Raw genomic sequence first — 19,971 nt, 5'->3', positions numbered from 1 at the left:
GATCACAGCAGTCCGTCCGACGGGTCGGCGCCGACACGGTCGAACCAAGTGCGCGACGGCAGGAACGCGATCAGGCCGTCCAGCGCGCGCTGCAGGTTCTCCGTTGTACCGGGTAAAAAGCTGCCGTAGACGTCGCCGCTCACGCGGCGCGGGATGGACACGATGCGGCCCTGCTTAGAGTCGAGCACCCCGGCCGCGACATCGGTATGCGTGCTTGTGCCGCCCGGATGGCGTTCGACCGCGACGATCTCCACCCAGCCGGCGGGGTCGGAGATGATGTCGGCGTAGGCGCGCGCGGATGCCGGCGCGATCTCGTAGGGCGTCAACTGGCTTGCATCGCGGCACTCCGCCAACCTGCCGGCCACGCCGGTCAGCGGTTCCACGTCCGCCGCCGTCGCCGACCCCAGTACCGCGGTCACCATGCCCGCCAGTCCCACCTGCGGGGCGACCCGCTGCACCACGATCAGGTCGCCGTCCCGGGCAGCGACGACATGTCGGTCTCCTTTGCGGCAAACCACGAATCGGATCATCTTGCCTCCGACGTCGCGCCGCCACCAGCGGGCCTCCAGGGTCCGGTCGGCGCGGCTCAGGGTGTCGATCATGACGGCGACCTCGGCATGCGGGTCACCGAACACGTCGAGCACGCCCTGTGCGGTGAGGTCACGGGCGACCCGGTCCCAGACGATCTCGCGCAGGTCGGGCTGCGGGATGTTGGGCCGGATTCCGAGTGCCGGCGGGAAGTCCACGAGATGCAACCGGTCGGCGATCACCAGCATGCCGTCGATCGTGACCTCGACACCGACGACGTCGTCGATGTGGGCGGCGTCGGGGCTCACAGCAGACCGTCCCCCGTCATGACTTTGCCACCGTGCTCACGCGAACCCCTCCGACCCATACCGCTGACCCATTCGCCGGGTAACAGCGTACCAGCGGCTAGAGCCCGCGGTTTCCGCCGATTCGTCACCGCGCCGACCGGGCGAAGGACGCGCCGCGGTCGGCGGTCAGTTATCAGGGATCTGGAAATAGGTAGCAGTTCAAGACTCTGTATGAGTCCGCTAGCAAATGTCGGCATGGTGTGTTCAATCCTCGCCCTCCGTTCCACCCGACGCGTCTGAACCCGGTGACGCACCGATTCGCCGCCCCGCCGACCTCGCCGTCGTCTCGGGCCGTACCGCCGTATGGCAGTCACCCCCATCCCTTTGCTGGGTGGTCGCAAGGGGATCGGCACCGGCCGCGTCACCGCGTTGTCGCGGGCGTAATCGATACTGAGAAGCGCTAGCCGCACAATCCGAGGAGAACGCGATGACCGACCGCGATGACGCATTGCGGAGGGACCTCGGCTGGACGGGTCCGGAGGAGACCGACTTCGAACCCGACAGCCACAGCCCCGAGCCGATGCCGCCGGGTGCGGCCCCCGATGCGACCGTGGCCCGCGAGGCCGACCCGCCCCGCGGCAGCTTCCACCCAGGGCCACCGCGATACGGACCGCCACCGGGCGTCCCCCGCGACACCGGACCGCTGCCCACCGGCACCTGGGGCGCACAGCCGACCAGGCAGCCACCGCGGCCGCCCCGGGAGTCCGGCCCGCCGCCGCATCCGCAGCATCTGTCGCACCAGCCGCCGCCGATGCCGCCGCCGCAATCCGGACAATGGACCGGCGGCGGGTTCACCCCCGAGGTACGGCCGACGCCACCGCCGAGCGGTTCCTACGCAGAGCGCATCCGCGCCGACGAACTGGTGCCCACCCGCAAGCGTCCGCCGAGCAGGGGTTGGCGCCGCGCGCTCTTCCGTGCCTCGTTCGGGCTGGTCAACCTCGGCCCGGGGCCGGACGAGATCCGTCAGGCCGAGCTGGAGACCAAGATCAAGTCGGTGCTGCGCGGGCATTACAAGGTCGGCGTCATGGGCAAGGGCGGGGTCGGCAAGACGACCGTGTCGGCGAGCATCGGGTCGGTGTTCGCCGAGCTGCGCCAGGACGACCGCGTGGTGGCCATCGACGCGGACACCGCCTTCGGCAAGCTCGGCAGCCGGGTCGATCCGCGCGCCCAGGGCTCGTACTGGGAGCTGGCGTCCGACCAGCACCTGGACACCTTCGCCGACATCCGCAGCAGGGTCGGCAACAACGCCGCGGGACTGTTCGTGCTCGCCGGCGAGGCGACGCCGGCCCGGCGCCGGATCCTCGATCCGGCGATCTACCGGGAAGCCACCTCCCGACTCGACCGCTACTTCACCATCTCCGTGATCGACTGCAGTTCGACGATGGACTCTCCGGTCACCCAGGAGGTGCTGCGCGACCTCGACGCGCTGGTCGTGGTGTCGTCGCCGTGGGTCGATGGTGCCGCCGTGGCGGGTCAGACGTTGGACTGGCTGGCCGCCAGGGGGCTGACCAGCCTGTTGCAGCGCACGGTCATCGTCCTCAATGACTCCGACGGCCACGCGGACAAACGAACGCGTTCGATTCTGGCACAACAGTTCTCGAGCCAGGGCCAACGGGTGATCGAAGTGCCGTACGACGGCCATCTGCGGCCCGGCGGTGTCATCGACGGCACCTCGGAGATGGCCCCCGCGACGCGGCGCCGGTTCCTGGAGATCGCCGCGGCACTGGCCGACCAGTTCCCCACCCGGGACGACCGCAGCCGCGAGCGCCACTGACCCGCGTGTCAGGCGAGTTCGGCGAGGAGCGTCTCGATGGCGTCGGCGGTCACGGCGGGCACCGGTCGCTCGGCCTCGGCGGCGGCGATGTCGTCCTCACGGACACCGGCGGCCTGAGCGGTTTCGCCGATCGTGAGGTTCGCACCGCGGCGCGCGGCGTACAGCCGCTGGCCGAGCGTCGGCCGCGCGGCCGTCGCCGCCCTCAGCATCAGCCGGTCATAGCGGGTCCGGACCGCGCTCAACGTCTTGATCAGCGGTGGTGTCGCCGTGCCGATCTGCACGGCGCGCACCGCGGCGATTTCGAGTTGGCGCAGGTTGGCCAGGATTGTGGTGACCTTCGGGGTGAACTCCGGATCAGTGGGGTCCGGTAACGCGTCGATGCTCGGGTCCACCAGGCTCACCGCCACCTGAATCGTCTCGACGATCACCGGAAGTGCGACACCGCTCGACGACGACGCCGTGCGGTCGGGTTCGGCACCCGGCTCATCCTGTGCGCGCATCCGCGAGATCGTCCCGGGCTGCCAGCGCAGCACTTCCTCGAGCTTTGCCCTGGTCCGCTCGCGTGGCCAGCTCCTGCCCTTCTCGAATGCGATCAGGGCACCGGCATTGATGACGCCGTTCGCCGCGAGGCTGCGCTGGCTGATGTTGAGTTCGCGGCGCCGCGCGGCGGCTGCGGCGCCCGCCCGCACCATGCCCGGATCCGGCGGCTCGTTCGACTCAGCGGTCGGCTCCGGGCTGGTCATCACGCGTCGGGTCCTCGGGGCGGAAGGGGTGCAGCGGCCCGTCAATGGTAACCGCGAGATGCGTCGATGCTACGCCTTGAGCCCGTCTTGCCGTAGCGACATCGACGAGCAGCGCTACGGTATGCGCTCATCTGCCTGTTCGACGCTACCGTTATATCCCGTGCCGTCGTCCAGCTAGCTGGACGTATGTCGGCCCGCTCTCGCTGACCGCAGTAACCGTTGCAATGCTTCGGTTTGTCCGCTACGTTTACCGCACCGTGGCGAAACCGGGCCGCAGAACTGCAGAGGAGGGACCGCGATGGGCACGACGGACTGGGACGAGATCCCCATCGGCGCCTGCACCCGCGACCCCGAACGGTGGACGGGTTCAGCGGACCAGGAGGCGAAGGCGATCTGCCGCGCCTGCCCACGCCGCTGGCTCTGCGCCCGGGACGCGTGCGAGTTGCCCCGCGCCGAGGGCCTGTGGGCCGGCATCGTCATCCCCGAGACGGGTCGCGGCCGCACATTTGCTCTGCGGCAGCTGAGGTCGCTGGCCGAACGCCACGGACACCCGGTCCGCGGCCGCCGGTGGTATGCCGAGACCGCTTGAGGAGGCGCCGCCCGCCGCCGGATCGGGGGGTCGGCGGCGGGCGGGCCGCAGCCGGCCGACACCGGCCCACCTTCCCGTGGCCGCTGCTACCAGGTATCGATGAACCGTCGGCCCGCACCCCGAGAGGGATGCGAGGTGGCCGCCGCCAACGTGGCGATGATGATGTCGCGGGTGTCCGCCGGGTCGATGACGTCGTCGATCTCGAAGAGCGCAGCGGCGTTGAGCGCCTTGGCGTTCTCCTGGGCCGCGGCCGTCGCCAGCCGGACCCGCTCCTCGCGCTCGTCGGCGTCGGCGATCGCCTCGAGTTCCTTGCGCATGCCCAGCCGGACCGCTCCCTCGAGTCCCATCGGCCCCAGATGCGCACCGGGCCACGCGACGGTCAGCACCGGTTCGTGCAAGCTGCCGCCGGTCATGGCCTGCGCGCCCAGCCCGTAGCCGCGGCGCAGCACGACCGCGACGACGGGCACCTCGAGCGCGGCGCCGGCGACCAGCATGCGCGACGCGCGCCGCACCAGCCCCTCGGCTTCGGCCGCCGGACCCACCATGTACCCGGGGCAGTCCACCAGCGAGACGATGGGAAGCCCGAAGGCGTCACACAACTGCAGGAACCGCGCCGCCTTGTCGGCCGCCGCGGCCGTTATCGCGCCGGCCATCACCATCGTGTTGTTCGCGATGACGCCCACCGCGCGCCCATCGATCCGCGCCAGCGCGGTGACCATCTCCGCGGCGAACCGCGGCCGCAGGAACGTCACAGATCCCTCGTCGGCGAGCGTCTCGATGATCGGCGCCACCTGGTAGGCACGCCTGGCCCGTTCGGGAACCATTGTGCGCAAGCGGGTTTGGTCACCGCCCCGGCCGGGAGCGGCGGCGCCCTGGAAGTAGCCGAGCAGTTTCCTCGTCACCGCGACGGCCTCGCCCTCGTCGGCGACAACGACGTCGACCACGCCGTTGGGCGCCTGGACCGCCATCGGGCCGACCTCGTCGGGCGGGACGTCGCCCAGACCGCCGCCGGCGATCATGGCGGGCCCACCCATCCCGATCGAGGCGTCCTCGGTGGCCACGATCAGATCCGCACAGCCCGCGATCACCGCGTTGCCTGCGAAGCAGCGGCCCTTGACCACCGCGATGCGCGGCACCACACCGGACAGCGCGGCCCACAGCTTGAACGCGCGCGCGTCGAGCGCGGACACCACCGGGATGTCGGTGTCCCCGGGCCGTCCCCCGCCACCCTCGGCGAAGAACACCGTCGGTAGCCGCATCCGCTCGATCAACTCGAACAGCCGGTCCTTCTTGCGGTGCCCCAACGCGCCCTGCGTGCCCGCCAGCACGGTGTAGTCGTAGGACAGCACCGCGCACGCGCTGCCGTCGATGCGCGCCGTTCCCGCCACCAGGCCGTCGGCCGGGGTGCGCGCGATCAGGTCGGCCAGGTCACGCCGGTGGCGCTGCGCGGCGATGGCGAAACGGCCGTACTCGACGAACGATCCCTCGTCGACGAGGTCGGCGATGTTCTCGCGGGCGGTTCTGCCGTCGGCGGCATGCCTGCGCGCCACGGCGTCGGGCCGGGCCGCGTCCTCGGTGAGCGCGCGGCGGCGCAGCAACTCGGCGTGGTCGTCGCGCAACGGCTCGTCACTCACGGCGTCCGATGCTAGTTATCCACAGGCGAGCCGCGGCGGCGGCCTGACTGTCGGCGGGCCTGCCTACCGTTCGGGCATGACCAACTGGATGAACACGGTGAGCCGCGACCACGTCGAGATCGGCGTGCGCGGCCGCTTCACACAGGCCAACCACGGCAAACCCCACATGCTGCGCAGGATGGCGCGCGGCGACTGGCTCGTCTTCTACTCGCCGCGAACGGCCCATCCCGACGGACCGGCGCTGCAGGCGTTCACCGCCATCGGGCAGATCGCCGACGACGAGCCCTACCAGGTGACCATGTCCCCGGACTTCCAGCCGTGGCGGCGCAACGTCGACTTCCTCGACTGCACCGAGACGCCGATCCGCCCGCTGCTCGACCGGCTGGACTTCATCGAGGACACGTCGCGCTGGGGCTACAAGTTCCGGTTCGGGGTGTTCACGTTCGGCGACCACGACCTGCAGGTGATCCGCTCGGCGATGACCGGATGCTTCGACACGGCGGCCGCGGGTACACCGGACCCATGAGCACCGACAAGACCGGCGCCGCCACCGAAGTCACCGAACAGGCCGACCGCTTCACCATCGCCGTAGAGGGCAAGACCGTCGGGATGGCCGAGTTCGCCGACCGCGACGCACAGCGCGTCTTCACCCACACCGAGGTCGACGGCGACTTCGAGGGCCGGGGGTTGGCGACGATCATCATCGAGGAGGCGGTACAGCAGACCCGCAACGACGGGATGCGCATCGTGCCCGTCTGCGAAATGGTCGCCGACTACGTCGAGAAGCACGACGAGTACGCCGACGCCGTCGACCCGGTGTCCTCCGACGTCAAACGCTGGCCGGCAGATCACCAGTCGAGCTAGACCGCTATCGTCGGCGCGGTGAGCTCACCACGGACCGCGTTCTTCACTCCGGACGGTGACGCGTTCGTCCCCGAGCCGATCGCCCGGGGCCCGTGGGGTCAGACGATCAGCGGCAACTACGTCGGCGGCCTGCTGGGGCACATCGTCGAGCGTGCTGCCGGCGACCCGGACTTTCAGCCCACGCGCCTCACGGTCGACCTGTTCCGCCCCGCCGCCCTGGCGCCGGTGCGCGTCGAGACGACCGTCGCCCGGCAGGGGCGCCGCCTTCGCCTGGTCGATGCGACCATGCTGCAGGACGGCACCGCGCACGCGAGGAGCAAAAACACCACTGCGCACGCGAGGAGCAAAAACACCACCGCGCACGCGAGGAGCAAGAACGCCACCGTCGTGGCCAGAGCCAGCGCACTGTTCCTGCGGCGCGGCGAGCAACCCGCCGACGACATCTGGTCGACTCCGATCACCATGCCGCCGGCGCCACCCACGCCCGACCCGGTCCCCCGCGGCCTCACCACGCTGGTGTGGACCTACGGCAGGGACGACCACACTCCAGGTCCGGGGTTCGGGCTGGCCGCGTGGCAGCACTCCGGTCCTAAGCACATCTGGGTGCGCGACATCCGACCCCTGGTCGCCGGGGTGGAGCTCACCCCGTTCACCCGTGCCGCGATGGCCGGCGACATGGTGAGCTCGTTGACCAACTTCGGTCCGAGCGGTCTGCAGTACATCAACGCCGACTACACGGTGGCGCTCGCCCGGCTGCCGAAGGGGCCTTATCTGGGACTGACCGCGTTGACGCACTACAGTCACGACGGCGTGGCGACGGGCGTCGCGACCCTGGTGGACGAGTACGGCCCGATCGGCAGCGGCGTCGCCAATGCGCTGGCCAACCCCGGCTTCGACCCGCCCCATCCCTAGCGGCACAAGCAACCCCCGCGACCGAAGCCGCGGGGGTGCTGCCTGTTGCTCGACTAGCTGAGGCCGACCGTCTCCTTGGCGATGTCGGCCAGGCGAACCTGGGCCGCCGACACCAGCCGCTGCCGGTTCTTGTGCATCTCCTCGTAGGCGATGATCGTGCGGATGTCGGACGGATCGTCGAGTTCCTTGACCGCGGCGACCGCTTCGGTCTGATTGAGCTCGTCGTACCCGGCGATCGGCAACTCGTCGGCGTCGACGATGCCGCCCTCGGCACGGGCCTTGTGCAGCGCGTCGGCCGCGTTGCCCGCGCCCTCACGGCGGACGACGTCCTCGGCCCGCTTCAACGCGCCGTCACGCGAGGCGCTGAGCGCCTTGAGCGTGATCTCGCTGGCGCGCTGGGCGCGCTGACGCAGGTCGTCGACGGCCGGGCCCGCGGAGCGCACCAGTTCGGCGATCCGATCGACCGACTGCGCCGACCACTGCCCCGGCAGGTACGCGATCTTCACCGCGGTACCGGCGGCGGCCTGCAGCGGCGTGCGCTGGAGCGCGGCCGGTCCACCGAGCGCATCCTCGGCCAGCACCGTGGTCAACCAGTTCACCGTCGCCGAGTGCGCGGTGATCAGGCGATCGGCGAGATCCTGCACGTCGGACTTTTTGGCCGCGACGGCGAGCGCCTTGATGTAGCGGGCGCGGTCCAGCAGCTGGTCCTCCAGTGCGAGGTCACCCAGCAGCGCCTCGTCGAAGGGCTGCGCCTGCTCGGTCAGCGCCTTCACCGCGGCGGCGGCGCGGCCCAGGAACGGGCCGATCGTGTCCGGGTATCCGCCGAGGTCGCGGATCGCGTTCTGAATCGCCTCGGCCCGGATGCGGCCGTTCTCGGCGTTCTCGGTCAGCTCACGGCGCACCGCCTCGGTGCGCGCCTGCGCAACCCGGGTCTCGGCGATCTGGATCTCGGTGTGGGTGAGGTCGAGCATCGTGCGTAGCTGCGCGAGTAACGTGGTCTCGGTCTGTGTCGTCGTCATACGTCATTGCCCCCTAAGGCATCTGTGGTTGGTTTCGGCGCTTGAAGCGCACCTGCCTTTTGGGCTACCCAGACCCCCGGAGAAGTCGAACGTGTCGCGGCTGTGAGATGACTCTCAATTGCCGTCAATTAGCGCGGTTTGAGAATGACGACCGGGATGTCGCGGTCCGCCCAGGACTGATAGGTCTCGAAATCCGCGTACGTCTCCACGAGCCGAGGCCACAGCCGGGCCTTCTCGTCAGGCGTGGCGGTCACTGCGCGCACGGCACGCCGATCGGAGCCGATCTCGATGTGGACGTCCGGATTGGCGACCAGATTGCGGTACCACTGCGGGTCGGTGTCACGCCCGCCCTGCGACGCCACCACCACGACGTCGTCCCCATCGGTGATGTAGAGCAGCGGCGAGACCAGCGTGCGACCGGACTTGCGACCGGTGTGCTCGAGCAGCAGCGTGGGCACCGGCTTCTTGAATCCGGCGCCGACCCGCCAGTTCCCGCCGATCTTCCCGCCCGAGCGGCGGTAGATCCAGACGTGGGCCTTCCCGGCGTACTTCATCACCTTCGCGACCACCGGCGAGTTCAACTGCTTGGGCTTGTCGGCCGCACCCATCAGTTCTCCTTGGCCAAGTACTGCGCCGTGCTGCCACCCAGCGGCATCGCGGGCATGCCGAGCTTGCGGTGGTCCCAGCTGCGCGTGCGGGTCGGCGCCACCCGCACGCAGATCCGGTTGTTCATCATCTGGTCGACGAACGGGCGCACCTCGTCCGAATACGGCCCGGTGTAGCGCTCCCATACGCTGATGCCAACGCGCAGAGCGGTTTCCGGGTCGTCGATGATCTCAGCGCGGCCGTCGATCGACACCCCCCGCAGGGTGTCGTAGGTGTCGCCGTCCTCCACCATCACCGTCACCGTCGGATCGCGGCGCAGATTCACCGCCTTCTGCGACTTGGCCTTCGTCTCGAACCAGATCTCTCCGTCGAGTACGGCGTACCACATCGCGACCAGGTGCGGCCGGCCGTCGGGCAGCACCGTCGCCATCGTCGCCGTCCGGCTGCGCTCGATGAATTCGGCGATCTCGTCGTCGGACATGACGATCTTCGCGCGTTCGTTCTTGCCCACGGATCGAATACTGTCAGGTCGCCGCGGCGGTCACTGCGGCTCCCCTCTTTTGCGCCGAGATAGCGTTGACGGTCGTGATCCGACGCCGACGACAGCCAAGAATGCTCTTTCGCCGGGCCTCGCCGGGCCCGGCCGCGCGTGCTTGTCAGCTCATCAGCATGATGTACTGCGCCGCGGTCATCTGCTGAGTGGCCAACAGCGTCGGCGCGCTGACCTCAAGCGCATAGCGGTCCGCGGTGGCCAGACAGTAGAACCCCCCGTCGGCCAGACCCAGACACCGGCTGTCGGGCATGTTCGGCACGGCGTTCGCCGGCTGCGCCGTCGGCGACACCTCCGCGTAGAACCCCTCCAGGATGCCCTTGGCGCCGTCGGCGTCGCGGGTCTCGTAGACGTTCGTGGCGGCCATCGCGACGGTCTCGACGCCGGTCTCGTCGAACAGCGTCGCCGACCGCGCCGCGTCGGACTGGAAGTGCAGGGCACCCCGCTGCTCGTAGGTGGCGTTCTTGGCGAAGGACGGGTCGCGGCCGTCCATCGGGATGGTGCGCGCGAGCAGTCCCGAGGGATCCAGGCTGATGTCGGCGAACTCGCTGGGGTCGGTGGCGCGGAACTTGTCGATCTCGGGCTTCTGCAGGTCGATGCTCCGGGCGACGAGGTCGGCGGCCTGCTGCTCGCCCTCGGTCGACTGCGCCAACTGCATCAGGACGTACGGGCCGTGGGCGGTGAACGACCGCACCGCGTTGCCCTGCCCGGTGGCGCCGTCGACGGTCGCGTACGTACTGGCCTGCGTGTCCGGATGTCCGGGGATCTCGAGTTCGCGCGCCGGCCCGGCGGCGCCCGGCTGTCGCAGTGCGACCTCGTTCATGTCGGTGACCGCCGCCCGTGCCGTTCCGCCGTCAGGGAACCGCAGCACAGCGTTGAGCAAAATGCGGCGGTTCTCCTGCGTGCGCGCGGAGGCGAACGCGTTGATCAGGTTGTTCCTGCCTGCCGCCGCAGCCAGGTCCATCGGGCCGATCAACGCCAGGGTCTCGGCGGCGGGCAGCACCGCGGCGCCGAACGCGAAGTGTCCGGTTATCGCCGGATCGACCTCCCATGGCCCGACCACGTAGTCGGCCATCCGCTGCGCCTCGACCACGACGCCGAGCAGCGGGTCACCGGTCACGCCGAGCGGCTGGCTTGCTTCAGTCGGGAACCGGCCCGGGTCGAGTTGGCTGAAGTCCAGCGCCGGACCCGATGCGCCGACGGTCGACTTGACCGCCGATCCCTGCACCGTGGAACTGCACGCCGCGGACACCAGCGCGACGGCCAACAAGAGCACAACATAGGCGTGACGCATCCCGAGAAAACTACCGTGCGGACCGTTCGTCCGGCTCGGCTGTGTCCGCCTCATGGCGTTTGCCTGAACGATTCCCGGGCATTTCACCAATCACCAGCCGTCGTCGAGTGAACGCCTGCGCGGGCTCAATCGCCGTGCTCGCGCGGCTCGAAGGTCACGTGCGATCGTCGGTACTGTGTGACGAAGATGCCAGCGTCCCGTCCGGAAGGCTTTACATGGCAACGTATCCCGCTGCGGATGTGAGCGGAATCGCCGGGTGGACAGTCGACTTGATGGAACGGCTCGGTGGGTTGGGCGCCGGATTGGCGGTCTTCGCCGAGAACCTGTTCCCGCCTCTGCCCAGCGAAGTCATCCTGCCCATGGCCGGCTTCGCCGCACGGCTTGGTGAACTGTCGGTGGCAGGCGCGATCACCTTCACCACCCTGGGTTCGGTGCTCGGCGCCTGGGTGCTTTACCTGCTCGGGGCGAGGCTTGGGCATGCACGCATGCGAAGCCTGGCCATGAGAATCCCCCTGATCGAGGTCGAAGACATCGACAAGACGGCCGCGTGGTTCGCACGCCACGGGAGTAAGGCCGTGTTCTTCGGCCGGATGGTGCCGCTCTTTCGCAGCTTCATCTCCATCCCGGCGGGCACCGAGCGCATGAACTTCCTTGTCTTCACGGCCCTCACGGCTCTAGGCAGCCTCGCTTGGAATAGCGCCCTGATCACGGCCGGCTATGTCCTGGGCGCCAATTGGCACGCCATCGATCCCTACGCGACCACCGTGCAGTACCTCGTCGTGGCCGCCGTGATCGCCTACCTCTTGCGGTTCGTGATCTCTCGACTGCGCCGTCGGCGATCGGCGGCCGAGCGCGGCTGAACTGCGTTCTCGGATCAGCGTCGAGAGGTCTATCAGCGAAACTTGACACACGAATCGCGGTTCGCCATTATGGGCGGCGAGGGGAGTACCTCTTCAAAGTCCTTCGTCGTCACCACGGTCGGGCCGATCCCGATCCGGCGGAGGAGCCCGCACGTCAGTACCGGTGGGTGAGGAAGACCGCATCACGTGAAGCTGCGCCTGACCAGGTCGGCGCCAGCAGATGGGACGTGTTGTGAGTCTGACGGATGACACCGCGAATGCCGCGACCCCGGCCGATTCGCCTGCGGCGCTTCGCGCTTACCGAGGCGGCCTAACCGCACCGCTCACCGCCGACACGGTGACGGCCCTGCAGTCGATGCGCGCCTACCCCAGCATCTCGCTGCTGGCGAACACCACACCGGGGCGGCGGCTCGACAAGGCCGATCTCGCAACGCTTCTGGGGCTTGCGGCCGACGCAGAGGCGCGGCTCGAGGACGAAGCCATCGAGGACCGTCAACCGCTGCTCGACGCGCTGTCGGACATGATCTCCCGCGCCGTCAGCGAGCCCTCCGACCGTGCCGTGGCCTTCTTCGTCAGCCCGTCGCATCAATGTCGCATCACGATTCCGGTTCCTGTCGTAGACCGTTGCGTCGTCGATCCGACGTTCGCGACGCGCGACCTGGTCCGAAGCCTGCAGCACTCCCCGCGCCACACCGTGTTGCTGCTCTCACTCGACGAGGCGCGCCTGCTTCACGGTCACGGAACAACGCTGTCGCCCGCGCCGGGGAACGCCTTCCCCGCCTACCGGCGCACCTACGGCAAGCACGGCGGCAAGGATTCGGAGCGCTACAACGATTTCCTGCGTCGGGTCGACCGCGCTCTGGCTGCCGCGCTTCGACTGAACCCCATGCCTCTGGTTCTGGTCGCAGCCGAACCGACGGGATCCAAGTTCCGCCGCATGTCGCTCAACATGTCCCGGCTGGCCGGCATCGTTCCCGGCAACTACCTCAAGACGCCGACCAACGCGCTCAGCGAGCTGGTGCGGCCGGTGCTCGACCGATACCTGCGGTCACGTGCTCAGGAAGCCCTTGACCTGATCGAGCGGCGCGCCGGCGAGCACCGCGTGCTACGGGACGTCGACACCGCCTGGTTGGCCGCCCGCTGGGAGAGACCCGAGATGCTGGCCGTCGAGGAAGACTTCTTCTACCCGGCGCGTCTGGCGCCCGACGGCGACATCCTGATACCGGCCGACGACGTCGACCATCCGGACGTCATCGACGGTGTCGTCGACGAGCTGATCGAGATCGTCCTCAGCCGGGGCGGCTGGATCGCGCTGCTGCCCCCCGGCCGGCTTCCCGAGGGCACACACCTGGCTCTTACGCTGCGGCAACGATGAGACGCGGGCCCGGCAGGCTTCGGCAGCAATCGAAATTGTGGGCGAAGGGGGACTTGAACCCCCACGTCCCGAAGGACACTGGCACCTGAAGCCAGCGCGTCTGCCATTCCGCCACTCGCCCCAACAATCGGGGGAGCCTATCACGCCGGCTCCCCTGCTCCCCAACCGTACCGGCTCGGTGGCCGGGCAGCCTGACGACCCACGATCAGCGGCATGAGCAGCGTCGATTCGATTCTCAGAGTTCTGTTGGTCCCGCAGCGGCGGGCCATGCCGATACCATGCAGTTCAGGTATGTGGCCCGCGCGACACGCTGGCTCACGTGCGTAGGAGCAGGGTTCGACGGACAACGACGGGTGAGGCGGGCGGTGACATGGGTCTGATCGACCGCATCGAGCGCAAGCTCGAAGCCACCGTCGGCGACGCGTCGGCGCGGATGTTCGGCGGATCGATCGTCCCGCAGGAAGTCGAGGCGATGCTGCGCCGCGAGGCCGACACGGGTGCGCGCGAAGTCCACGGCGGCCGGGTTTTGGCGCCAAACGACTACGTCATTACCCTCAGTGTGCCTGACTATCAGAAGGTGAGCGCCGATCCAGACCTCACAACGACCGCTTTTGCCAAGCACCTGGAGGGATACATCCATGAGCAGGGGTGGCAAACGTATGGTGATGTGGTCGTCAGATTTGAACAGTCAGCCCAACTGCACACCGGACAGTTTCGCGCGCGTGGAGCCGTCAATCCTGACTCGACCACAGGCGAACCCGCCCCAGCACCCCGAGAACGTGCGTCCAGCGCAGAACCAGGAGTACCACCGATGAGCGACAATCCCGGCTACCGCGGCGGCCAAGGACCGGGGCGGCCCGCCGACGACTACTACGACCGTCCGCAAGACCGTCCGCAAGACCGTCCGGAAGACAACCGGTACGGCCGGCCCGACGATCGTGGCCAGTACCCGCCGCAGGACCAGGGCGGCTACCCCCCACCGCAGGACCAGGGCGGCTACCCCCCACCGCAGGACCAGGGCGGCTACCCCCCGCCGCGGCAGGGCGGCTACCCCGATCAGGGCGGCTACCCGGACCAGGGCGGCTACCCTCCCCCGTCTTACGAGCAGCGCCCGCCCGCCGGCTATGGACCTCCTCCCGGTGGTGGCTACCCGGACCAGGGCTACCGCCAGGGGCCCGGCGGCTACGGACCGCCCCAGGGCGGCGGCCAGCCAGGCTACGGCGGCGGACCCACCGGTGAATACGACTACGGCCGTCCGCCGGCACCGGGCCGTCATGAAGACGGCGGATACGGCAGGCCCGGTTATCCGGACCAGGGCGGCTACCCGGATCAAGGTGGCTACCCCGAGCAGGGCGGCTACGGCGGTCAACCCTACGGGCGGCCGGACCAGGGCTACGGCGGTCAGCCCGACTACGGCCGCTACCCCGACGCTCCGGCCGGCGGCGGCTACGCCGATTCGGGCTACGGCGAGCCCGCAGGCGGGGGCTACAACTACGGCCAGGACTACGGCCAGCAGGGCGGGTACGGCGGGTACGGCCAGGGCGACTACCCGGCCGGCGGCGCCACCGTCACGCTCCAGCTCGACGACGGCAGTGGCCGGACCTACCAGCTGCGTGAGGGCGCGAACGTGGTCGGACGAGGGCAGGATGCGCAGTTCCGCCTGCCTGACACCGGCGTGTCCCGACGGCACCTGGAGATCCGGTGGGACGGCCAGGTCGCCCTGCTGTCGGACCTCAACAGCACCAACGGCACGACGGTCAACAATGCGCCGGTGCAGGAGTGGCAGCTGGCCGACGGTGACGTGATCCGGCTGGGCCACTCCGAGATCATCGTCCGCGTGCACTGATCGCCGCGGCCGCCATGGCCGGGGGAAGCTGTTCGCTTCCCCCTCATGTCGGTAACCGTCCAAGTATCGTGACGGTGCCGAGGCCGACTGTGCGGTGCCGACGCTACGGAAAACGGGACGGGGACGGAGAGGACGTCAGATGCAGGGGTTGGTTCTGCAGCTGACGCGCGTCGGGTTCCTGCTGCTGCTGTGGCTGTTCATCTGGTCGGTGCTGCGGATCCTGCGGACAGACCTCTATGCGCCCACCGGTGCGGTCATGGTGCGACGCGGACTGCCGCTGCGTGCGTCGCTGCGACCCAACCGCGGCAAGCGCAACGTCGCGCGGCACCTGGTGGTCACCGAGGGCGCGCTGGCAGGCACCCGGATCACGCTGGGCACCCAGCCGGTGCTGATCGGCCGGGCCGACGACTCGACCCTGGTACTCACCGACGACTACGCCTCGACGCGGCACGCCCGGCTCTCGCCTCGTGGATCGGAGTGGTACGTCGAAGACCTAGGATCGACCAACGGCACATACCTCGACAGGGCGAAGGTGACGACGGCGGTACGCGTTCCGATGGGCACACCGGTTCGAGTCGGCAAGACGGTGATCGAGCTGCGCCCGTGACCCTCGTGCTTCGATACGCCGCGCGCAGCGACCGCGGCCTGGTCCGCGCGAACAACGAGGACTCGGTCTACGCCGGTGCCCGGCTGCTCGCCCTCGCCGACGGCATGGGCGGACACGCGGCCGGAGAGATCGCCTCGCAGTTGGTGATCGCCGCCCTGGCCCATCTCGACGACGACGAGCCCGGCGGCGACCTGCTGAGCAAGCTGGACTCCGCGGTCCGCGAGGGCAACTCAGCGATCGCCGCGCATGTGGAGGCCGACCCCGAACTCGAGGGCATGGGCACCACGTTGACCGCAATCCTGTTCGCGGGCAATCGGCTTGGCCTGGTGCACATCGGCGACTCCCGGGGGTACCTGCTTCGCGACGGCGAGCTGACGCAGATCACCAAGGACGACACGTTCGTGCAGACGCTCGTCGACGAGGGCCGCATCACCGCCGAGGAGGCCCACAGCCATCCGCAGCGATCGCTGATCATGAAGGCGATCACCGGCCACGACGTCGAACCCACCCTGATCATGCGCGAGGCCCGCGCCGGTGACCGCTACCTGCTCTGCTCCGACGGGCTCACCGATCCGGTCAGCCACGACACCATCCTCGAAGCGCTTCAGATCCCCGATGTCGCCGAGTGTGCGGACCGGCTCATCGAATTGGCGCTGCGCGGCGGCGGTCCCGACAACGTGACCCTTGTCGTCGCCGACGTCGTCGACTACGACTACGGCCAGACCCAGCCGATCCTGGCCGGTGCCGTCTCCGGAGACGACGACGCACCGCCGCCCAACACTGCCGCCGGCCGGGCCTCGGCGTTCAACCCCAAACGCGCACAGGCCAAACGCCCCCTGCCCGAACCGGAGGAACCGCCGCGCCCGCCTCGGTCGCGGCGGCGAATGTTCATCGCCGCCGCCGTTCTGATACTGGTGGTGGCGGCCGGGCTCGCAGTGGCCCGGGAGATCGTCCGCAACAACTACTACGTCACCGCCCATGACGGCACGGTGTCGATCATGCAGGGTGTTCAGGGCTCGTTGCTCGGTTTCGGATTGCAGGAGCCGTACCGGCTCGGCTGCCTCAACGACCGGAACGAGTTGTCGCTGATCGGTGCCGACGAACCGCGCAACAACCGCAACTGCCGCATGCTGAGCGTCAACGACATGCGCCCGTCGGAGCGCGCTCAGGTCGTCGCGGGCCTGCCCGGCGGCACGCTTGAGGAGGCGATCGCCCAGATCCACCAACTCGCCCGCGATTCGGTGTTGCCGGTCTGCTCCCCTCCCGCCGCGCCGCCCACCACCAGCGCCGCGCCGCACAGTCCGGGTGCGAGCAATTCGCCCGGCTTGCCGAACAATCCGCCCACTCCGGACGGTACCGACACCCCTGCACCCGAAACGCCGAGGACCGTCGCCCCGCCGCCCGGCACCGGCGCCCAGTCGCCCGCGCCGCCACCGACACCCAGTCCGTCGCCCACGCCGCCACCGCAGCCGACGGTCACCGCGCTGCCGCCGCCACCGCCGGAGCCTGGCGTCAACTGCCGGGAAGTGTCATGACGACCCAACCGCAGGCCGCGGTCTCCGTCACGCCACCGCTGCCGAACCGGCGCAACGCCGAACTGTTCCTGCTCGGTTTCGCCACGCTGATCACCACACTGGCCCTGGTGATCGTCGAGTCGAACCAGGAACAGGGCATCCACTGGGACCTCGCGCAGTACACCGTGGCCTACCTCGCACTGTTCGCCGGCGCCCACCTCGCCGTCCGCCGTTTCGCACCCTATGCCGACCCGCTGTTGCTGCCCGTCGTCGCGCTCCTCAACGGGCTGGGCCTGGTGATGATCCACCGCCTCGACCTCGCCCAGGGCGAACTGAGCCAGGATGGGCTGGGCGGAACGGCGAATCAGCAGGTGCTGTGGACCCTGTCGGGGGTCATCGGGTTCTCGCTCGTGATCATCTTCCTGCGCGACCACCGCCTGCTGGCCCGCTACGGCTACGTCTGCGGCCTGACGGGTCTGGTCCTGCTGGCCATTCCCGCCGTTCTGCCGCGGTCGATGTCGGAGCAGAACGGCGCCAAGATCTGGATCCAGTTGCCCGGCTTCTCGATTCAGCCCGCCGAGTTTTCGAAGATTCTGCTGTTGGTGTTCTTCGCCGCGGTGTTGGTGTCCAAACGCAGCGTGTTCACCAGCGCGGGCAAGCATGTGCTCGGCATGGACCTGCCCCGCCCCCGCGACCTGGCGCCGCTGCTGGCGGCGTGGATCGCCTCGGTAGGTGTGATGATCTTCGAGAAGGACCTTGGCACGTCGCTACTGCTGTACGCGTCGTTCCTCGTGCTGGTGTACGCGGCGACCGACAAGCTGAGCTGGGTGGTCATCGGGCTCGCCCTGTTCGCGGCGGGAAGCGTTGTGGCGTATCACCTCTTCGACCACGTCCGGGTCCGAGTGCAGACCTGGCTGGACCCGTTCGCCGACCCAGAGGGCGCCGGCTACCAGATGGTGCAGTCGTTGTTCAGCTTCGCCACCGGCGGCATCTTCGGCACCGGTCTGGGCAACGGCCAGCCCGGAACCGTGCCCGCCGCCTCCACCGACTTCATCATCGCGGCCGTCGGCGAGGAACTCGGACTCGTCGGTCTCTCGGCGGTGTTGATGCTCTACACCATCCTCATCATCCGCGGCCTGCGCACCTCGATCGCCGTGCGGGACAGTTTCGGCAAGCTGCTGGCTGCCGGCCTGGCCTCGACCCTGGCGCTGCAGCTGTTCATCGTCGTCGGCGGTGTCACCAAGCTGATCCCGTTGACCGGGCTCACCACGCCGTGGATGTCGTACGGCGGATCGTCGTTGCTGGCAAACTATCTGCTCCTGGGGATCCTGATGCGGATCTCGCACGCCGCGCGCCGCCCGATCGTCTCCGGCCCGCAGTCGGCGACACCCATCGCCGCGGCCGGCACCGAGGTGATCGAGAAGGTATGAACACCTCCCTTCGCCGCATCTCCGTCACGGTCATGGCCCTGATCGTGCTGCTGTTGGCCAACGCCACGTTGACCCAGGTGTTCACCGCCGACGGCTACCGCACCGATCCCCGGAACCAGCGGGTGTTGCTCGACGAGTACTCGCGCCAGCGCGGCCAGATCTCGGCGGGCGGCCAGCTGCTCGCGTACTCGGTGTCCACCGACGGCCGATTTCGGTTCCTGCGCGTGTACCCCGATCCGCTGGTGTACGCCCCGGTGACCGGCTTCTATTCGCTGCAGTACTCGAGCTCGGGACTGGAGCGCGCCGAGGACAGCATCCTCAACGGATCCGACCAGCGGCTCTTCGGCCGCCGGCTGGCCGACTTCTTCACCGGCCGCGATCCCCGCGGCGGCAACGTCGACACGACGATCAAACCCGAAGTGCAGCAGGCGGCTTGGGACGCGATGGAGGACGGCTGCAACGGGCCGTGCAAGGGCGCGGTGGTGGCGCTGGAGCCGTCGACCGGCAAGATCCTGGCGATGGTGTCGTCGCCGTCGTACGACCCCAACCTGCTGGCCACCCACGACCTCGAGGCGCAGGCGCAGGCCTGGCAGCAGCTGCGCGACAACCCCGATTCGCCGCTGCTGAACCGGGCCATCGCCGAAACCTATCCCCCGGGTTCGACTTTCAAGGTCATCACCACCGCTGCGGCTCTGCAGCGCGGCGCCAGCGAGAACACCCAGCTGACGTCGCAGGCGCGAATCCCGTTGCCCAACAGCACCGCAACGCTGGAGAACTTCGGCGGGTCGGCCTGCGGCAGCGGAGCCACCACATCGCTACAGGAGGCTTTCGCGAAATCGTGTAACACCGCGTTCGTCCAGCTGGGCATCGACACGGGCGCCGAAGCGCTGCGTTCGACGGCCCGGTCCTTCGGCCTCGACGTCGCGCCACCGCTGATCCCGCTGCAGGTGGCCGAGTCGACGATCGGCCCGATCCAGGACGCCGCCGCCCTGGGCATGTCGAGCATCGGACAGAAGGACGTCGCGCTCACCCCGCTGCAGAACGCGATGGTGGCCGCAACCATCGCCAACGACGGCGTGACGATGCGGCCCTACCTGGTGGACAGCCTCAAGGGCCCCGATCTGGCCAACATCGCCACCACGACTCCCACCCCACTGCGGCGGGCGGTGTCCGAACAGGTCGCCGATACACTGACGGATCTGATGGTCGACGCCGAGCAGGTGACGCAGCAGAAGGGAGCCATCGCCGGCGTGCAGATCGCATCCAAGACCGGCACGGCGGAGCACGGCACCGATCCGCGCAACACCCCGCCACATGCCTGGTACATCGCCTTCGCGCCCGCTCAGGCCCCCAAGGTCGCCGTTGCGGTGCTGGTCGAGAACGGAGGCAACCGCCTGTCGGCCACCGGCGGCACGGTGGCCGCACCCATCGGACGGGCGACCATCGCGGCGGCGTTGAGGGAGGGCTCATGAGCTCCCG

Annotated in this window: 19 protein-coding genes and 1 tRNA gene; 12 read left to right on the top strand and 8 right to left on the bottom strand. The window is 69.1% G+C overall.

Going from position 1 to position 19,971, the window contains the following annotated elements; translation table 11 throughout:
* Window positions 1–2 precede the first annotated feature (2 nt).
* On the bottom strand, window positions 3–776 hold the full coding sequence (locus tag K3G64_RS09460; protein ID WP_238950560.1) for an ESX secretion-associated protein EspG: 774 nt from the start codon (window positions 774–776) through the stop codon (window positions 3–5).
* Window positions 777–1,302: 526 nt separating this feature from the next.
* Between K3G64_RS09460 and K3G64_RS09455 the strand changes: the two genes are divergently transcribed.
* Window positions 1,303–2,649, top strand: a complete 1,347-nt coding sequence (locus K3G64_RS09455; protein WP_238949342.1) for a MinD/ParA family ATP-binding protein — start codon at window positions 1,303–1,305, stop codon at window positions 2,647–2,649.
* A gap of 8 nt (window positions 2,650–2,657) precedes the next feature.
* Here K3G64_RS09455 and K3G64_RS09450 read toward each other — a convergent pair whose 3' ends face one another.
* Entirely contained in the window at window positions 2,658–3,392 is a 735-nt protein-coding gene (locus K3G64_RS09450; protein ID WP_238950558.1) for a helix-turn-helix domain-containing protein, read from the bottom strand.
* A 298-nt stretch (window positions 3,393–3,690) separates the two neighbouring features.
* Between K3G64_RS09450 and K3G64_RS09445 the strand changes: the two genes are divergently transcribed.
* Window positions 3,691–3,981: a WhiB family transcriptional regulator gene (locus K3G64_RS09445; protein ID WP_238949340.1), complete on the top strand. Its 291-nt coding sequence runs from the start codon at window positions 3,691–3,693 to the stop codon at window positions 3,979–3,981.
* An 86-nt stretch (window positions 3,982–4,067) separates the two neighbouring features.
* Here the strand turns inward: K3G64_RS09445 and K3G64_RS09440 are convergent, their stop codons facing one another.
* Window positions 4,068–5,615 (bottom strand): acyl-CoA carboxylase subunit beta, encoded by a 1,548-nt coding sequence (locus tag K3G64_RS09440; RefSeq protein ID WP_238949338.1) that lies wholly within the window; start codon window positions 5,613–5,615, stop codon window positions 4,068–4,070.
* A 76-nt stretch (window positions 5,616–5,691) separates the two neighbouring features.
* Between K3G64_RS09440 and K3G64_RS09435 the strand changes: the two genes are divergently transcribed.
* The 3 genes from K3G64_RS09435 to K3G64_RS09425 are packed head-to-tail and all read left to right on the top strand — an operon-like array spanning window position 5,692 to window position 7,391.
* Window positions 5,692–6,141, top strand: a complete 450-nt coding sequence (locus K3G64_RS09435) for an EVE domain-containing protein (protein ID WP_238949336.1) — start codon at window positions 5,692–5,694, stop codon at window positions 6,139–6,141.
* Window positions 6,138–6,479 (top strand): GNAT family N-acetyltransferase, encoded by a 342-nt coding sequence (locus K3G64_RS09430; RefSeq protein WP_238949334.1) that lies wholly within the window; start codon window positions 6,138–6,140, stop codon window positions 6,477–6,479. The genes K3G64_RS09435 and K3G64_RS09430 overlap by 4 nt, the downstream gene beginning before the upstream one ends.
* 18 nt (window positions 6,480–6,497) lie before the next feature.
* Window positions 6,498–7,391 (top strand): acyl-CoA thioesterase domain-containing protein, encoded by an 894-nt coding sequence (locus K3G64_RS09425; protein ID WP_238949333.1) that lies wholly within the window; start codon window positions 6,498–6,500, stop codon window positions 7,389–7,391.
* Between the two features lie 53 nt (window positions 7,392–7,444).
* On the opposite strand, the gene K3G64_RS09420 is transcribed toward K3G64_RS09425, so the two are convergent.
* The 4 genes from K3G64_RS09420 to K3G64_RS09405 form a co-directional block, all read right to left on the bottom strand.
* Window positions 7,445–8,410 (bottom strand): ferritin-like domain-containing protein, encoded by a 966-nt coding sequence (locus K3G64_RS09420; protein ID WP_238949331.1) that lies wholly within the window; start codon window positions 8,408–8,410, stop codon window positions 7,445–7,447.
* A gap of 128 nt (window positions 8,411–8,538) precedes the next feature.
* Entirely contained in the window at window positions 8,539–9,018 is a 480-nt protein-coding gene (locus K3G64_RS09415; protein WP_238949329.1) for a nitroreductase family deazaflavin-dependent oxidoreductase, read from the bottom strand.
* Window positions 9,018–9,527, bottom strand: coding sequence for a pyridoxamine 5'-phosphate oxidase family protein (locus tag K3G64_RS09410; RefSeq protein ID WP_238949327.1), 510 nt, complete (start codon window positions 9,525–9,527; stop codon window positions 9,018–9,020). Before K3G64_RS09410 ends, K3G64_RS09415 begins: the two co-directional genes overlap by 1 nt.
* A 145-nt stretch (window positions 9,528–9,672) precedes the next feature.
* The gene (locus K3G64_RS09405) at window positions 9,673–10,860 is read right to left on the bottom strand and encodes a DUF7373 family lipoprotein (RefSeq protein ID WP_238949326.1); all 1,188 of its coding nucleotides are present in this window, start codon (window positions 10,858–10,860) and stop codon (window positions 9,673–9,675) included.
* Between the two features lie 41 nt (window positions 10,861–10,901).
* Between K3G64_RS09405 and K3G64_RS09400 the strand changes: the two genes are divergently transcribed.
* Complete coding sequence (locus tag K3G64_RS09400; protein WP_370647133.1) at window positions 10,902–11,720, top strand: DedA family protein; 819 nt, start codon at window positions 10,902–10,904, stop codon at window positions 11,718–11,720.
* Window positions 11,721–11,952: 232 nt separating this feature from the next.
* Window positions 11,953–13,095, top strand: a complete 1,143-nt coding sequence (locus tag K3G64_RS09395) for a baeRF3 domain-containing protein (RefSeq protein ID WP_238949324.1) — start codon at window positions 11,953–11,955, stop codon at window positions 13,093–13,095.
* Window positions 13,096–13,133: 38 nt separating this feature from the next.
* On the opposite strand, the gene K3G64_RS09390 is transcribed toward K3G64_RS09395, so the two are convergent.
* Window positions 13,134–13,216, bottom strand: a tRNA-Leu gene (locus K3G64_RS09390).
* Window positions 13,217–13,465: 249 nt separating this feature from the next.
* Here K3G64_RS09390 and K3G64_RS09385 point away from each other — a divergent pair.
* The 5 genes from K3G64_RS09385 (at window position 13,466) to pbpA (ending at window position 19,964) form a co-directional block, all read left to right on the top strand.
* Window positions 13,466–14,941, top strand: coding sequence for an FhaA domain-containing protein (locus tag K3G64_RS09385; RefSeq protein WP_238949322.1), 1,476 nt, complete (start codon window positions 13,466–13,468; stop codon window positions 14,939–14,941).
* Window positions 14,942–15,080: 139 nt separating this feature from the next.
* Window positions 15,081–15,548 (top strand): FHA domain-containing protein FhaB/FipA, encoded by a 468-nt coding sequence (locus K3G64_RS09380; RefSeq protein ID WP_238949321.1) that lies wholly within the window; start codon window positions 15,081–15,083, stop codon window positions 15,546–15,548.
* On the top strand, window positions 15,545–17,083 hold the full coding sequence (locus K3G64_RS09375; protein WP_238949319.1) for a PP2C family protein-serine/threonine phosphatase: 1,539 nt from the start codon (window positions 15,545–15,547) through the stop codon (window positions 17,081–17,083). Before K3G64_RS09380 ends, K3G64_RS09375 begins: the two co-directional genes overlap by 4 nt.
* Window positions 17,080–18,492, top strand: coding sequence for an FtsW/RodA/SpoVE family cell cycle protein (locus tag K3G64_RS09370; protein WP_238949318.1), 1,413 nt, complete (start codon window positions 17,080–17,082; stop codon window positions 18,490–18,492). Before K3G64_RS09375 ends, K3G64_RS09370 begins: the two co-directional genes overlap by 4 nt.
* On the top strand, window positions 18,489–19,964 hold the full coding sequence (gene pbpA, locus K3G64_RS09365; RefSeq protein ID WP_238949317.1) for a D,D-transpeptidase PbpA: 1,476 nt from the start codon (window positions 18,489–18,491) through the stop codon (window positions 19,962–19,964). The genes K3G64_RS09370 and pbpA overlap by 4 nt, the downstream gene beginning before the upstream one ends.
* Window positions 19,965–19,971: the final 7 nt, after the last annotated feature.

The organism is Mycobacterium sp. IDR2000157661, assembly GCF_022317005.1.
Classification (GTDB): domain Bacteria; phylum Actinomycetota; class Actinomycetes; order Mycobacteriales; family Mycobacteriaceae; genus Mycobacterium.
This window is presented reverse-complemented; position numbering and strand designations above follow the sequence as displayed.

Coding starts and splice junctions, on each gene's coding strand:
- K3G64_RS09460 (WP_238950560.1), bottom strand. CDS start 776: ATGCTGGTGATCGCCGACCGGTTGCATCTCGTGGACTTCCCGCCGGCA.
- K3G64_RS09455 (WP_238949342.1), top strand. CDS start 1,303: ATGACCGACCGCGATGACGCATTGCGGAGGGACCTCGGCTGGACGGGT.
- K3G64_RS09450 (WP_238950558.1), bottom strand. CDS start 3,392: ATGACCAGCCCGGAGCCGACCGCTGAGTCGAACGAGCCGCCGGATCCG.
- K3G64_RS09445 (WP_238949340.1), top strand. CDS start 3,691: ATGGGCACGACGGACTGGGACGAGATCCCCATCGGCGCCTGCACCCGC.
- K3G64_RS09435 (WP_238949336.1), top strand. CDS start 5,692: ATGACCAACTGGATGAACACGGTGAGCCGCGACCACGTCGAGATCGGC.
- K3G64_RS09430 (WP_238949334.1), top strand. CDS start 6,138: ATGAGCACCGACAAGACCGGCGCCGCCACCGAAGTCACCGAACAGGCC.
- K3G64_RS09420 (WP_238949331.1), bottom strand. CDS start 8,410: ATGACGACGACACAGACCGAGACCACGTTACTCGCGCAGCTACGCACG.
- K3G64_RS09415 (WP_238949329.1), bottom strand. CDS start 9,018: ATGGGTGCGGCCGACAAGCCCAAGCAGTTGAACTCGCCGGTGGTCGCG.
- K3G64_RS09405 (WP_238949326.1), bottom strand. CDS start 10,860: ATGCGTCACGCCTATGTTGTGCTCTTGTTGGCCGTCGCGCTGGTGTCC.
- K3G64_RS09385 (WP_238949322.1), top strand. CDS start 13,466: ATGGGTCTGATCGACCGCATCGAGCGCAAGCTCGAAGCCACCGTCGGC.
- K3G64_RS09380 (WP_238949321.1), top strand. CDS start 15,081: ATGCAGGGGTTGGTTCTGCAGCTGACGCGCGTCGGGTTCCTGCTGCTG.
- K3G64_RS09370 (WP_238949318.1), top strand. CDS start 17,080: ATGACGACCCAACCGCAGGCCGCGGTCTCCGTCACGCCACCGCTGCCG.
- pbpA (WP_238949317.1), top strand. CDS start 18,489: ATGAACACCTCCCTTCGCCGCATCTCCGTCACGGTCATGGCCCTGATC.